The following is a 12,691-nucleotide window of genomic DNA, read 5'->3' as shown; positions in this document are numbered from 1 at the left end:
CGTTGGGGGGCCGGATATTCAGGCTAGCGGGCCAGCGCCGCCGGGCCGGCCATGTGTTAAAGCCGCCCTAATGCCTGGCTGTGCCGCTGCCGCAAGCGTGGCCTAAAGTGAACGGATGAACCGCGCGCGCCCCGACCCCATCCTGCTGCTGGGCGCGGCACTGGGGCTGCTGGCCCTGGCGCTGCCGTGGGTCAACTTCCGTGAGAACCGCCTGGTGCTGGGTGAGGGCGTCTCGCTGCTGAGCAGCGGGGCGGCCGCCTGGGTCCTGCCTGCCCTGTGGCTGGCCCTGGGTGCCCTGGCCTGGGCCGGTGGGGAGCGTTCCCGGCAGGGTATGAGCGGCGCAGCAGGGGCCTGGGCAGGCGCAGTCCTGTTCCCCCTGACCTGCGCGGCGGTGGGTTGGCTGCTGGGGTACGCCGCCAGCGCCCTGGTAGGGCAGGCCACGCCTTTGGCCCGCGTCTCCCCTGCCGGCGGGTTCTGGCTCAGCGTGCTGGCGCTGTACGTGGCAGGCTTCGGCCTGAGCCGCTGGCCGGGGCCGGCCCACCTGGCAGGACTGCTGGGACTGCTGGCGTTCGCCGCCGTGCCGCTGCTGGGCTGGTGGCAGGACCTGGGGCTGTCCCAGGAGTACGCCAACATTGCCGCGACCTTCTGGCCGCAGCTGGGGCTGCATCTGGCCCTCAGTCTCACGGCGCTGGGGCTGGCGCTGATTCTGGGACTGCCGCTGGGTCTGGCGGCGGCCCGTTATGAGCGGCTGTCGGGCAGCGTGCTGGGGGTGGCCGGGTTTCTGCAAACCATTCCTTCGGTGGCGCTGTTCGGGCTGGTGTTGCCGGTGTTTTCTGCGCTGGGCCGCGACACTACGCTGGGGGTCTACCTGGCCTGGGCAGGCGGAGCCCTGCTGCTGGGCGGGGCACTGTGGCGGCTGTTCGGGGGGCGGATAGCGGGCCTGCTGGGTGGGCTGCTGGCCCTGCTGGGTCTTCAGGCGCTGCTGCTGCTGGGCGGCCTGGCCCTGATCGGGCTGCTGGAAGGGGCCTGGCTGGGGGGGCGCAGCTTCAGCCCGCAGGCGCTCTCCTTGTCAGCTCCACTGTCGGCATGGGGTGTGCGCGGCATCGGCGCGGCGCCGGCGCTGTTGGCGCTGACCATCTACGCCCTGCTCCCGGTCGTGACCAATACCTTCGTGGGGCTGCGCTCGGTGCCCCCGGCCCTGACCGACGCCGCCCGTGGCCTGGGCATGACAGAGGGCCAGATTTTGCGCCGCGCCGAGTGGCCCATCGCGCTGCCGTTTGTGATGGAAGGAGTCCGCGCCGCGCTGGTGCTCACCTTCGGCATCGCCACCATCGCGCCGCTGATTGGCGCAGGGGGCCTGGGCTTTTTTATTCAGCGGGGGGTGGAAGGAAATGTGCCGGACCTGGTGCTGCTGGGCGCGCTGCCTATCGTGCTGGTGGCCCTGCTGCTGAGTGGGGTGGTGGGCTGGCTGGGCGCCCGCCTGACCCCGCCGGGCCTGCGCCCGGAAACCGCCCTGGTTCAGGAAGCGAGGAACACGCCATGATCGAATTCCGAGAAGTCACCAAGCAGTTTGCCGGCGGCCCGCCCGTGCTGAGCGGCATTACCCTGGCCGTTCCCGAGGGCGAGCTGGTGGTGCTGATCGGCCCCAGCGGCAGCGGCAAAAGCACCCTGATGCGGCTGGTCAACCGTCTGATCGAGCCCACCTCCGGCAGCGTGTGGGTGGACGGCCGCGACGTGGCCGAAGTGGACGTGGTGGAGCTGCGCCGCAACATCGGCTACGTGATTCAGAGTGTGGGGCTTTTTCCGCACCTGACGGTGGCCCAGAACGTAGAACTGGTGCCCAGCATCACCGGGGTGCCCGCTGCTCAGCGCCGCCGCCGCGCCGAGGAACTGCTGGCCCTGATGGGTCTGGAGCCGGCCGCCTACGCCGAGCGCTACCCCCGGCAGCTGTCGGGCGGGCAGCAGCAGCGTGTAGGCATCGCCCGCGCTCTGGCCGCCGACCCCGCCTACCTGCTGATGGACGAACCGTTCAGCGCGCTGGACCCCATCACCCGCGAAGGGCTGCAGGACCAGTTCATCCAGCTCAAGCGCGACTTGGGCCAGACCATCCTGTTCGTGACGCACGATGTGGAGGAAGCGGTGCGGCTGGGCGACCGCATCTGCCTGCTGGGAGACGGCGTCATTCAGCAGTTCGGCCCGCCGGACGAGTTGCTGCACCGCCCGGCCAACGGCTTCGCGGCTTCCTTTCTGGGCGACAGCCGCGAGCTGCTGCGCCTGGTCCTGCGGACCGCCGCCGACTACATGCGCCCGCCCGACCCGGCCGCCCGCGGGCAGGTGGGGCTGGACTGGCCGGCAGACCGCGCCCTTTCGGCGCTGCTGGGGGACGGCGGGGCGGCCATGCAGGTGGTGGCCCCTTCCGGTGAGGTGGTCGGCTCGCTGCGCCTGAGCGATTTCGCCCGCTCGCCCGCTGAACTGCAGCCGGCAGGGCCGCCCGCATGAGCCGCCCCGGCCTTCAGGTCGCCCTGCTGGCCGCCGGCTGGGCTGCGTTCTTTTGGCTGGTGTCGGCGCAGGAGCTGTGGGCGCGGACGCTGAGCCGGCTCTTTCCTGGGGTCAGTACGCCAGTCTATGAGCGCAACACCCTCTGGGAGCTGACCTGGCAGCACCTGAGCCTGATCGGAGTGACCATGGCACTGGTGCTGCTGATCGGCGTGGGTCTGGGGGTGTGGGCCACCCGGCCGCAGGGTCGCGCCTTCTTGCCGCTGGTGAACAACCTCACTACTGTGGGGCAAACTTTCCCGCCCATTGCGGTACTGTTTCTGGCCCTGCCGCTGGTGGGTTTTGGTGCGGTGGGAGCGGTGGCTGCCCTGACGCTCTACGCCCTATTGCCGGTGACCCGCTCCACGGTGCTGGGCCTGCAAGGGGTGGAAGCGCCGGTGCTGGACGCTGCCCGGGGGCTGGGTCTCAGCGCGGCGCAGCGGCTGTGGCGGCTGGAAGTCCCGGTGGCGCTGCCGGCCATCCTGTCGGGCATCCGTACGGCGCTGGTGCTGACCGTGGCCACTGCTACCCTGGCCCCGATGGTCGGCACCGGGGGCCTGGGTGTACCTATCATCGCCGGACTGGGCGCCGACAACTTGGCGCTGATTCTGCAGGGGGCCGTTCCGGTGGCGCTCCTGGCCCTCCTGGGCGATTTCACCATGCGCACGCTGGAACGCCGGCTGACTCCCTGGGCCAGCTGAGCCTTCAGTTGCCTCAGGAAGTCAGCCCGTCAACGGCTCAGGGTCAGGCGGAGGTTCTCTCCGTAGCCACTGACCGCCGTGAGCCGCACTCCGGCTGTCCGGTCAGCGGTGCCCTGCCCCTGTCCCTCTTCGGCGTCCAGCTGGCCGGGGCGCCAGCGCAGCTGCAGCACCTTCCAGCGGCCGCCCTCTATCAGCAGCACACGGGCCTGCACCTCGCCGGCCCAGATGCACATGGTGTCTTCCGGGCAGCGGCTGTCCTGCACCCCCAGCACGGCGACCCGGGCGCTGCCTGGCGCCCCTGGTGTCCCCAGCGTCCCCAGCTCGCCGGCCCCCAGCTTGACGCTCTGGCGCGGGTTCCGGGCGTCCTGCTGCTCGGTCTGTAGCGCAGGAGGCGCCTGCAGCGGAGCGCTCTGGGCCAGAGTAGCGGGAGAAGCGGCAAGCAACAATGCAAACATCCATTTTTCCATGCCGCCAGGGTAATCTTCCTACCTGATGCAATCCTGCGCTGCAGGTCAATCCGGTGTCAGTTCTGCCCCATCACTCTCATGAGAGGGCCTCCTAAATTGAAGCTGTGCTGAAAATCGGTTCCTATGTCCTGGGTGCGCTGGTGCTGTTCGCCGCAGTGTTCGCGCTGCTGCCGGCCAGCAGTCCGCGCACCGAGACGGGAGCCACGCTGCACGGTGTGTCGCTGACCCTGTATCCGGCCAGTGACCCCGACGCTTCTTGGAGATTCGAAGCCAACCAGGTGGTCAACGACCCCCTGAGCGGCGAAACCCATCTGTCCCGCCTGAAAGACGGTGGCCGCTGGCTGCGCGAGCGCGACGCAGCCGGGCAACTTACCGGCAAGACCGTGCTGGACGCACGTCTGGCCGCCGATGACCTGACCATTGACCGGCAGGACAACATGGTGACCGATGCCGCCACCATCACGTTGGTCAGGGAGTGCGCGGTGGTCAAGCTGACTGGCAACGACGCCCAGCCGGTGCGAGTCGAGCAGAACACCGGGTTCAGTGCTCCCCTGGCCGAGGTGGACTCCCCGGCCATTGTGGGTGAGGTGCTGGACATGCGCATGACCTTTGACTTCGAGATTCTGGAAAGCAGTGAGAAATCCAGCTTTGGCTGGGATATGAATGCAGCCGAGCAATGTGTCGGTGGCGAGCGCGTCCCGGTCTGACCGGCGGCGCGGCAGCACTCCACTTCCCTTTTCTTTTTCCCTCCCGTTCGTCTCTTCCCTATTTCTCTCGAACATTCCCTGAGGAGGAATTCCCATGCTTCTGAACCCCACTGCCAAAAAAGCCGTCACCTTCGCCCTGCTGTCCCTGACCGGAACCGGTGTGCTGGCCCAGGCCAACGCCAACCGCATCATCAAAATTCAGGGTGCGCCGCGTGGCGACCTGCGAAACGGCCCCATCACCTTTAGCGGCAACCCGGTCCGCGCCACCGTCAGCACGCTCAGCATCACGGCCACCGAGGCCCGGCTGGCGGCACCCCAGGGCCAGACCATCGTAGGGTCGCAGGGCAAGCGCAATTCACGCTTTACCGGCGATGTGCGCGTGCAGCGTGGCCGCCTGGCGGCCCAGGGCTCGGAGCTGGTCTACAGCGAGGCCACCGGTCAGGGCGTGCTGCGTGGCAGCGCCCGCGCTTCCTTCGTGCCTGAGAACCGCAGCGGCGAAACCGTGCAAATCAAGGCCGAAAGCATGAGCCTGGACGTAGACAACAACGTTTCGACCTCCAAAGGCAGCGTGGTGCTGCGCCAGGGCAACCAGAGCGCCGCCGCCTCGCAGCTGGTCTTTGACGAGGACCGCGAGCTGGGCGTGCTGACCGGTTCTCCCCGCCTGCGCCAGGAAGCCAGCGGCAACCAGAAGGAGATGCTGATTACCGGTGGTGAGGTGCGCGCCCTGACCGGCAACAAGACCATCTACGTGAAGGGCAACGTGAAGCTGGTACAGGGCTCGATTACCACCACCGGCAATGCCCTGTTCTACGACGACAATAAGAACGTGGCCTACGTGGTGGGCAACGCTGTGAGCCGCGATTCCAAGAGCGGTTCCACCGTGCGGGCACCTTCCAGCGGCGCTCTGGAGCAGCGCACTGACCTGGCCCGCGTGCGTACCCTAAACAGCGGCTATAACATCCCCACCTCGCAGTTCAAGCTGCGCGGCGAGTAAGCCGGGCAGGCGAGGCGGTGGCGCAATGAGGAGCAATGGCCGCAAGGCCGGGGGATGGGGATTCGCAGCTGCACTGATGGTGGGACTGGCGCTGAGCTTCGGTGCAGCGCTGGCCCAGACGCCCTGGCCGGCTGCGCCCTCCTCCCCGCCTGCTGCCGCTCCGGCCCCAGCGAAACCGGGTCAGCCCGCCGGGAACAGCCCGGCTGCCGCCAGTCCTGGCGCGGTGCTTGAAGACGGTTCAGCCTCTGAGCAGACAGCTCCCGAGGAGTCGGCTGCTGATGCTGGGGACGCCGGTGAGTGGGCCGACGATGACTGGGACGCCGGTGATTGGGCCGATGACGACTGGGCTGAGATTGAGCGCTGGGCTGAGGAAACGGCCACGCCGGAAGGGGCAGAGAGGGCCGCGGAGGCAGCGCCGGGGAACGAGTATTCGTCCCTGGAGCTGCTGCGCCAGGGCGACGACGGCCAGCAGCGCCGCATTCGGGTGGTGCGTAAGGGTACGGACGACGCCAGCGGCATCTTCACCATTTGTCAGCCGCAGGAGGGCGAGGACCCGAACGGTCCTAGCCTGGCCGTGTTCAGTGAGTCCGGCGCCGGCGGGGTCGAAATCAGTATCGACAAGAACCTGATTCGGGTGCCGCTGGCCCTGGTTACCCAACGCCAGCGACCCGACGGCACGGCTGGAGACGGCCAGATTGAAGCGGGCGGCGGTACGGCCCGGCTGCTGGACGAAGCCCCGGCAGGCGCCACCGACCGCCTGAGCCGCTGCGCCGTGGCCGCCGAATCCCGCGACGTGCCCGGCGCCGTGCAGGTGACGCAGGGGCAGACCCAGCTGACCGGCCAGCGCCTCAAGTACGACGAGTCTGACGGGGTGGCGCGCATCGACGGCCCGATTACTTTCCGGCGGGACGTACCGGACAGCGAGTCCGGTGACCTGTCCGGCACGTCCGGCAGCATTGAGGTGGATGTGGACCGCGAGCGCACGGTGCTGGTGGGCAACGTGGTCCTGAATTCCAGCGGGGGCCGGGTCAGCCGCGCCGCCCGCGTGGAATACGACGACGCAGCCAACTTGGCCCGCCTGATCGGCACTCCCGAGCAGCCTGCGGTGACCACCCGTGGGCAGGAGCGGCTGCAGGCCGCCGAGATTCTCTATGACCTGGACCGCGACGAGGCGGTGGCCTGGGCTTCGGCCGGGGTACGTATCAGCGGCGAGTTCTCGGACGGCCCCTAAGAGCGCAGCTGATGGAAATGGGAGCGGGAGCCTGGCTGGTTCCCGCTCCCGCTACTGTGCCGGGTTCTGCTGCTCACCCAGCGCAGCCAGGGCTTCTCGCAGGGTCTGGGCGCTGCGTTCCAGCTCCTGGGTCTCTTCATGGGTCAGCGGGGGGTGCAGCGTCTGCTCTATTCCGCCCCGGCCGACCACCCGGGGCAGGGACATGGCGATTCCGTACGGGGTCGGACCGCTCACGGTCAGGATGGCGCGGCGGTTGAGGATGATGGCTTCCACGATGCGGGCCAGTGCGGCGCCGATGCCGTAGTAGGTGGCCCGCTTGCCCGAGATGATGGCGGCGGCGGCGTCGCGGGTGCCCCGGTCAATCTCGGCCCGGAGATCGCTGTTCCAGGGCAGGTCACGGGCCGCCATGAACTCCTCTACCCCCAGTCCGGCAATCTGCGCCGTACTCCAGGCCAGCACTTCGCTGTCGCCGTGCTCGCCCAGCACGTAGCCGTGCACGTGCGTGGCGTCCACGCCGGCCCGCTGGGCAATCAGGTGCCGGAAGCGGGCGCTGTCCAGCACGGTCCCCGACCCCAACACAATCTGCTCGGCCGGTGCGTAGCTGGCAGCCAGGTCGGTAAGCAGGTCCACCGGGTTGGTTGCAATGACCAGCGCAGCCAGAGGGGCCGCCTCGCAAATCTGCGGAATCAGTTCCTGGAAGATGGCTGCGTTACGGCCCAGCAGTTCCAGGCGGGTTTCGCCCGGCTGCTGGTTGGCGCCGGCGGCCACCACCACCGCTTCACAGCCGCTCAGAGCTGAAAAGTCTCCACTCGTCACCCGGGTGCCGTGGCTGACCGGAGCGGCGTGCGCGATGTCCTCGGCCTCGGCGCGGGCGCGGTCTGCGTCGCGGTCCACCAGCACCAGGTCACTGCAGGTGCCGCGCAGGGTGAGGGCGTAGGCTGCCGTCGCCCCTACGAAGCCGCTCCCGACCACACCGACTTTCACCGGGCACCTCCGGTAGCACCCCGGCCGCTGGGCCGGCGCACCGTTAGGACCGGCACCGGGCTGCGGGCCACCAGTTTCTCGGCAGTGCTGCCCAGGAGGAAGTGCTCCAAGGGCCCGCGTGCGTGGGTGCCCACCACCAGCAGGTCAGCCTGCCAGGCCTGGGCGGCATCCAGCAGGCCGCTGACCGGGTCGCCCACCAGCTGCTCGTGACTCTCCCCTGGCTGGACCAGCCCTGCCAGCTGCCTGGCGTCGCCCTGCTCCACGGTTTCCAGCAAAACGGGGTCATAGCTCATCGGGGCGAGGCCACCCATGATGTCCGGCGAGGCAGTCATGCGAACATCCACCGCATGCAGCAGCCGCAGCTGTGCCCCGGGAAAGCGCGTGCGGGCCACTTCCAGCGCGTACAGCGAGGAAGGCGAGAAGTCGATACCGACCGCGATGCGGCTGAAACCTCCGGCTGGGTTGGACATGCTTCAGCCTACGCCACTCCGGTAAGGCAGATGTCACCGGCCAAAGGTGGCCCGCCTCAGGGGAGAACTGGGGCGGGCCATGAGGTCCAGCGTTTTACTGGGTTACCGGGCCGGCTGTTATTCAGTGTCGTAGCCCAGCAGCTCCAGCAGCCGCTCCAGCTCCTCGCGGGAGCCGTAGTTCAGCTCAATGCGGCCCTTATCTTCGCCGGTAATCTTGACGCGGGTGCCGGTGCGGCGGCTAAGGTCCACCTCAATCTGCTTGAAGGGGCGCGGCGGATTGACCCGGACCGGCTCGGCGGCGGCCCGGTCCCGGCGCAGGGCCTCGGCTTCGCGGACATTCAGCCCCCGGCGGCGAATCTGCTCCAGCGCCCAAAGGCGGTCGGTTTCCGGCTGGGCCAGGATGGCGCGGGCGTGTCCAGCGCTAATGTCGCCGGCTTCCAGCGCCTGCAGTGCGGCGTCCGGCAGGCTGAGCAGCCGCAGCGCGTTGGCCACAGTGCTGCGGCCCTTGCCCACGGCCTGCGCCACCCCTTCCTGATTCAGGCCGTGCTCCATCAGCGTCTTGTAGGCGCGGGCTTCTTCCAGCGGGCCGAGGTCCTCGCGCTGCAGGTTCTCAATAATGGCGATTTCCAGCGCTTCCCGGTCCGACAGGTCGCGGATGATGACCGGCAGTTCATCCACCCCGGCCAGCTGCGAGGCCCGCCAGCGGCGCTCCCCCGCCACAATTTCAAAGGCGTCGCCGCGCGGGCGTACCAGCAGCGGCTGCAGGATGCCTTTTTCACGGATGCTCTGGGCCAGCTCGGCCAGGGCGGTCGGCTCGAACACCTGCCGGGGCTGGTAGGCCGCCTGCATCACCCGGCTGGTGGGAAGCAGCTGCACGCCACGGCGCTCCTGCTCCTGTTCGGCGGCCGTCTCTACTTCGGCGGCGCGGGGGCGACTTCCTTCCTTGCGGCTCAGCAGAGCGTCCAGGCCACGGCCCAGGCTGGGTTTTTTAGGACTTTTGGACACGCTCCATCACCTCCCCGGCCAAGCGCTGGTAGGCGGCGGCCCCCAGCGAATTGGGGGCAAACAGGTTGATAGGCTGCGCGAAGCTGGGCGCTTCCGACAGCCGCACGTTGCGGGGAATCACGGCGCTGAAGACCAGCGACCCGAAATGCTTACGCACCGTGGTCTCGACCTCCTGCGCCAGGTTGGTGCGGCCATCGAACATGGTGAGCACGACGCCCAGCACCTGAAGCTGCGGGTTGAGGCTCTCCTGCACCCGCTCCACCGTTTCCATCAGGCCGGCCAGCCCTTCCAGTGCAAAGTATTCGGCTTGCAGGGGAATAATCAGCCGGTGCGCAGCGGCCAGCACATTCACGGTCAGTGGCCCCAGGCTGGGCGGCGCGTCAATGATGGCCAGGTCGTAGCCACTCACGCTGGCCAGCAGGCGCGAAAGGGCGTCGGGGTCATCGGCCAGTTCCACACCGGCCCCGGCCAGGTCAGGGGTGGCCGGCAGGACGTCCAGTCCCGGCTGCACCGACGCCTGGGTGTATTTGCTCACCTTGCCCGGCAGTCCCAGGGCTTCGTACAGCCCTTCCTCAGCGTCGCGCAGTCCCAGGGCACTGGTGGCGTTGCCCTGCGGGTCCATGTCCAGCAGCAGCACCCGCTGCCCCTGTGCGGCCAGATAAGCAGCCAAGTTCACCGCTGTGGTGGTCTTGGCCACGCCGCCCTTTTGATTGACTATTCCTATGATTTTCACGGTAGCTGCCTCTTGATGGTTGCCTGTGGGTAGATATGTCGGATGAAATGCTCTGCTGCCTGCCTGGGGCGTCCGCTCAGGCGGCTCAGCCCAGCGGCCGCTTGTTGGGAATGCCGGTGCGGCGAGGGTAGGTGTCTGGCGTCTCGGCCACTTTGCGCAGCACCAGCAGGCAGCGGGCGTCGCCCAGTACCGGCAGCTGCCCCTGCCACTCGCCCCCAAGCTCTGCGCCGACCAGCCCTGCTGCCCGCAGTCCAGCGGCGCGCTCCTCGGCGCTCAGCTGTGCCTTTTGGGCGACCAGCATACCGCCGGGCTTCAGCAGGGGCAGCGCCAGCTCGGCCAGGACCGGCAGCGCTGCCACCGCGCGGGTCACGACCACATCGTAGGCTCCCCGGTGCTGTGGGTCACGCCCAACTTCCTCGGCGCGGCCGGTCAGTCCCTGGACGGCAAGCCCCAGCGCCTGCGCCGTCCGCTCCACAAAAGCCACCTTCTTGGCGGTGGCGTCCAGCGCTGTGATGCGCAGGTCGGGCCGCACAATCGCCAGTGGTAAGGCGGGGAAACCAGCTCCAGTGCCCAGGTCCAGTACAGCGGCACCGGTGGCCCACTCGCCAGCGTTTAGGCAGCCCAGCGAGTCCACGAAATGCTTGAGGACGATGTCACGCTCGGACTGCAGAGCAGTCAGGTTCATCTGGGCCGAGCCTTCCAAAAGCCGCCCGTACAGCCCAGCGAACTGCTTCGTCTGTGCAGAAGTCAGAGGATGTCCACCCTCGGCGGCGGCCCCTTGAAGCAGACGGCAGCCGGCTTCGCTGAGTAAGGTGGGTGCAGCAGGTGGTGAGGGTTCAGAGCCGGCAGACATCATTCCTGGCAGTATAGCGGCCGGGCGACTGGGGGCGATTGTTTCACATGAAACACCGGACCACATGCCCCGGCCTGTTTCACGTGAAACGCAAAGGTGTTCAGCTGTGAGCTGAGCGGCCGCCGCCGCCCTGTCGCTGCTTCAGATGCACCAGCAGCGCACTGATATCGGCGTGGCGCACGCCCTGAATGCGGCTGGCCTGCTCCACTGTGGTGGGGGCATGCCTCAGCAGCTTCTCGCGGCCCTCCAGCGACAGCGAGGGCACTGCCGCAAAGTCCACGCCGCTCAGGCTGAGGCGGCCAGCTTTCGCCTCGGCGTCCAGCTGCCGGCGGGCGCGGTCCAGGTAGCCGGCGTACTTGACCCGGATTTCCACCGCTTCCTTTTCCTCGCGGCTCAGTTCGGGTAGCTGCACCCCCTGAGCTTCCAGGTCGACCAGCGAGACTTCAGGTCGCCGCAGGTGCACCTCGGCCGGCTTCCCGTCCAGCCGCTGCCGGGCCAGGGCCTGCATTCCCGCTTCTACCCGGCGGTACTTGGCCTGCACGGCGTCCAGCTGCACTTGCCCGACCAGCCCCAGCCGCTGCGCCAGTGGGGTCAGGCGCTCGTCGGCATTGTCCTGGCGCACCAGCAGGCGATGCTCCACCCGGCTGGTCATCATCCGGAACGGTTCGTCGCAGCCCTTGAGCATCAAGTCGTCCAGCAGCACGCCCAGGTAACCGTCGGCGCGGCTGAACGTCTCCTCGCTCAGTCCGGCGGCGCGGCGGGCGGCGGCCGTGCCGGCCACCAGGCCCTGCATGGCCGCTTCTTCATAGCCACTGGTGCCGTTCAGCTGCCCAGCCGTATAGACGCCGGGCAGCCGGCGCGACTCCAGGTTCATGGTCAGCTCGGTAGAGTCCACCACGTCGTATTCCACTGCGTAGGCGTAGCGCTGAATCACGGCTTGCTCGAAGCCGGGCAGAGTCCGGACCAACACGTCCTGCAGTTCCGGCGGCAGGCTGGACGAAAAGCCCTGCAGGTAAACTTCGCTGGTTTCGAGGCCCTCCGGTTCTACGAACAGCAGGTGCCGGTCATGGTGGGCGAAACGCATAATCTTGTCTTCAATGCTGGGGCAGTAGCGGGCGCCCAGGGCGTCGATATCGCCAGCGTACATGGCCGAGTGGCCAATGTTCTCGGCCACCAGCCGGTGCGTGAGCGGAGTGGTATGGGTCTGCCAGGTGGGGGAGGCCTCGGCATGTGGCCCAGGTGTGCCGGTAAAGCTGCGGGCAGGCTGGTCGGCCGGAATCACGGTGAGGTCGCCGAAGCGGACCGAGTCGGCCCGCACGCGGGGGGGCGTGCCGGTCTTGAAGCGTTTGAGGGTGTGCCCACCCTGCTCCAGCGCTGCACTGAGGTAGCGCGAAGGCGGTTCGCCCTGCCGGCCTTCGTGGCGCGACTGCCGGCCGTACCAGGTCACGCCGCGCATAAAGGTTCCGGCCGCCACCACCACGCTGCGCCCCCAGAAACGCCGTCCGTCGGTGGTGACCACCCACCACCCACCCTGACCGTCGCTTTCCAGGTCGGCGGCCTCGCCGCGCAGGATGTCCAGCTCCGGGACCGACAGCAGCGCGTCCTGTGCCACCGTAGCGTACAGGTCGCGCTCGTTTTGCACCCGCAGCGACTGCACCGCCGGCCCCTTGCTGGCGTTCAGGACGCGGGTGTGAATGGCCGTCTGGTCCGCAAGCGTGGGCATCAGGCCGCCCAGCGCCTGCAGTTCGAACACCAGTTGGCTTTTGCCAGGGCCGCCCACCGAGGGGTTGCAAGGCATCCGCCCGATGGTGGCGGGGTTGCCCACCAACATGGCCGCCCGGCCAAACTTTGCAGCGGCCCAGGCGGCTTCGATTCCCGCGTGGCCGCCGCCGATAACGATGACGTTCCAGCGGTTCTTCATGCCTGCCAGCTTAGCTGGTGGCTAAGGGAATCATTGTGTGCTAGCGGGCGTCAGCGTAGAGTGCAGGCCTTCTCACTCACAGCTTGGATG

The 12,691-nt window shown here is 68.3% G+C and carries 13 protein-coding genes; 6 read left to right on the top strand and 7 right to left on the bottom strand.

Going from position 1 to position 12,691, the window contains the following annotated elements; all coding sequences use genetic code 11:
* Positions 1 to 115 precede the first annotated feature (115 nt).
* From DEIPR_RS10075 to DEIPR_RS10065, 3 genes are read left to right on the top strand one after another with little or no spacing between them, the layout of a single operon-like run.
* A complete protein-coding gene (locus DEIPR_RS10075; RefSeq protein WP_013615724.1) occupies positions 116 to 1,543 on the top strand; it encodes an ABC transporter permease in 1,428 nt (475 codons plus the stop codon).
* Entirely contained in the window at positions 1,540 to 2,499 is a 960-nt protein-coding gene (locus DEIPR_RS10070; protein ID WP_013615723.1) for an ABC transporter ATP-binding protein, read from the top strand. The genes DEIPR_RS10075 and DEIPR_RS10070 overlap by 4 nt, the downstream gene beginning before the upstream one ends.
* Positions 2,496 to 3,236 (top strand): ABC transporter permease, encoded by a 741-nt coding sequence (locus tag DEIPR_RS10065; protein WP_013615722.1) that lies wholly within the window; start codon positions 2,496 to 2,498, stop codon positions 3,234 to 3,236. The genes DEIPR_RS10070 and DEIPR_RS10065 overlap by 4 nt, the downstream gene beginning before the upstream one ends.
* A gap of 29 nt (positions 3,237 to 3,265) precedes the next feature.
* Here DEIPR_RS10065 and DEIPR_RS10060 read toward each other — a convergent pair whose 3' ends face one another.
* Entirely contained in the window at positions 3,266 to 3,703 is a 438-nt protein-coding gene (locus tag DEIPR_RS10060) for a hypothetical protein (RefSeq protein WP_049775166.1), read from the bottom strand.
* Between the two features lie 104 nt (positions 3,704 to 3,807).
* On the opposite strand from DEIPR_RS10060, the gene DEIPR_RS10055 reads away from it, so the two are divergent.
* The 3 genes from DEIPR_RS10055 (at position 3,808) to DEIPR_RS10045 (ending at position 6,635) form a co-directional block, all read left to right on the top strand.
* A complete protein-coding gene (locus DEIPR_RS10055; protein WP_013615720.1) occupies positions 3,808 to 4,410 on the top strand; it encodes a hypothetical protein in 603 nt (200 codons plus the stop codon).
* Between the two features lie 94 nt (positions 4,411 to 4,504).
* On the top strand, positions 4,505 to 5,404 hold the full coding sequence (locus tag DEIPR_RS10050; protein ID WP_013615719.1) for an LptA/OstA family protein: 900 nt from the start codon (positions 4,505 to 4,507) through the stop codon (positions 5,402 to 5,404).
* A 25-nt stretch (positions 5,405 to 5,429) separates the two neighbouring features.
* Complete coding sequence (locus DEIPR_RS10045; protein WP_013615718.1) at positions 5,430 to 6,635, top strand: LptA/OstA family protein; 1,206 nt, start codon at positions 5,430 to 5,432, stop codon at positions 6,633 to 6,635.
* 51 nt (positions 6,636 to 6,686) lie between these two features.
* Here DEIPR_RS10045 and DEIPR_RS10040 read toward each other — a convergent pair whose 3' ends face one another.
* The 6 genes from DEIPR_RS10040 to mnmG all read right to left on the bottom strand — a co-directional run bounded on the left by DEIPR_RS10040 (position 6,687) and on the right by mnmG (position 12,601).
* Positions 6,687 to 7,619: an L-lactate dehydrogenase gene (locus DEIPR_RS10040; RefSeq protein WP_013615717.1), complete on the bottom strand. Its 933-nt coding sequence runs from the start codon at positions 7,617 to 7,619 to the stop codon at positions 6,687 to 6,689.
* A complete protein-coding gene (locus DEIPR_RS10035) occupies positions 7,616 to 8,089 on the bottom strand; it encodes a universal stress protein (RefSeq protein WP_013615716.1) in 474 nt (157 codons plus the stop codon). Before DEIPR_RS10035 ends, DEIPR_RS10040 begins: the two co-directional genes overlap by 4 nt.
* Before the next feature lie 117 nt (positions 8,090 to 8,206).
* Positions 8,207 to 9,094: a ParB/RepB/Spo0J family partition protein gene (locus DEIPR_RS10030; RefSeq protein WP_013615715.1), complete on the bottom strand. Its 888-nt coding sequence runs from the start codon at positions 9,092 to 9,094 to the stop codon at positions 8,207 to 8,209.
* Positions 9,078 to 9,827 carry a ParA family protein gene (locus tag DEIPR_RS10025; RefSeq protein WP_013615714.1) on the bottom strand — a complete coding sequence of 250 codons (750 nt, stop codon included), beginning with the start codon at positions 9,825 to 9,827 and terminating at the stop codon, positions 9,078 to 9,080. Before DEIPR_RS10025 ends, DEIPR_RS10030 begins: the two co-directional genes overlap by 17 nt.
* A gap of 85 nt (positions 9,828 to 9,912) precedes the next feature.
* Positions 9,913 to 10,680 (bottom strand): 16S rRNA (guanine(527)-N(7))-methyltransferase RsmG, encoded by a 768-nt coding sequence (gene rsmG / locus DEIPR_RS10020; protein ID WP_013615713.1) that lies wholly within the window; start codon positions 10,678 to 10,680, stop codon positions 9,913 to 9,915.
* Between the two features lie 100 nt (positions 10,681 to 10,780).
* Complete coding sequence (gene mnmG / locus DEIPR_RS10015; RefSeq protein WP_013615712.1) at positions 10,781 to 12,601, bottom strand: tRNA uridine-5-carboxymethylaminomethyl(34) synthesis enzyme MnmG; 1,821 nt, start codon at positions 12,599 to 12,601, stop codon at positions 10,781 to 10,783.
* Positions 12,602 to 12,691 lie beyond the last annotated feature (90 nt).

This window comes from Deinococcus proteolyticus MRP (genome assembly GCF_000190555.1).
GTDB classification, from domain to species: domain Bacteria; phylum Deinococcota; class Deinococci; order Deinococcales; family Deinococcaceae; genus Deinococcus; species Deinococcus proteolyticus.
The sequence above is the reverse complement of the archived record's forward strand: the minus strand, read 5'-3'. Positions and strand labels throughout refer to the sequence as shown.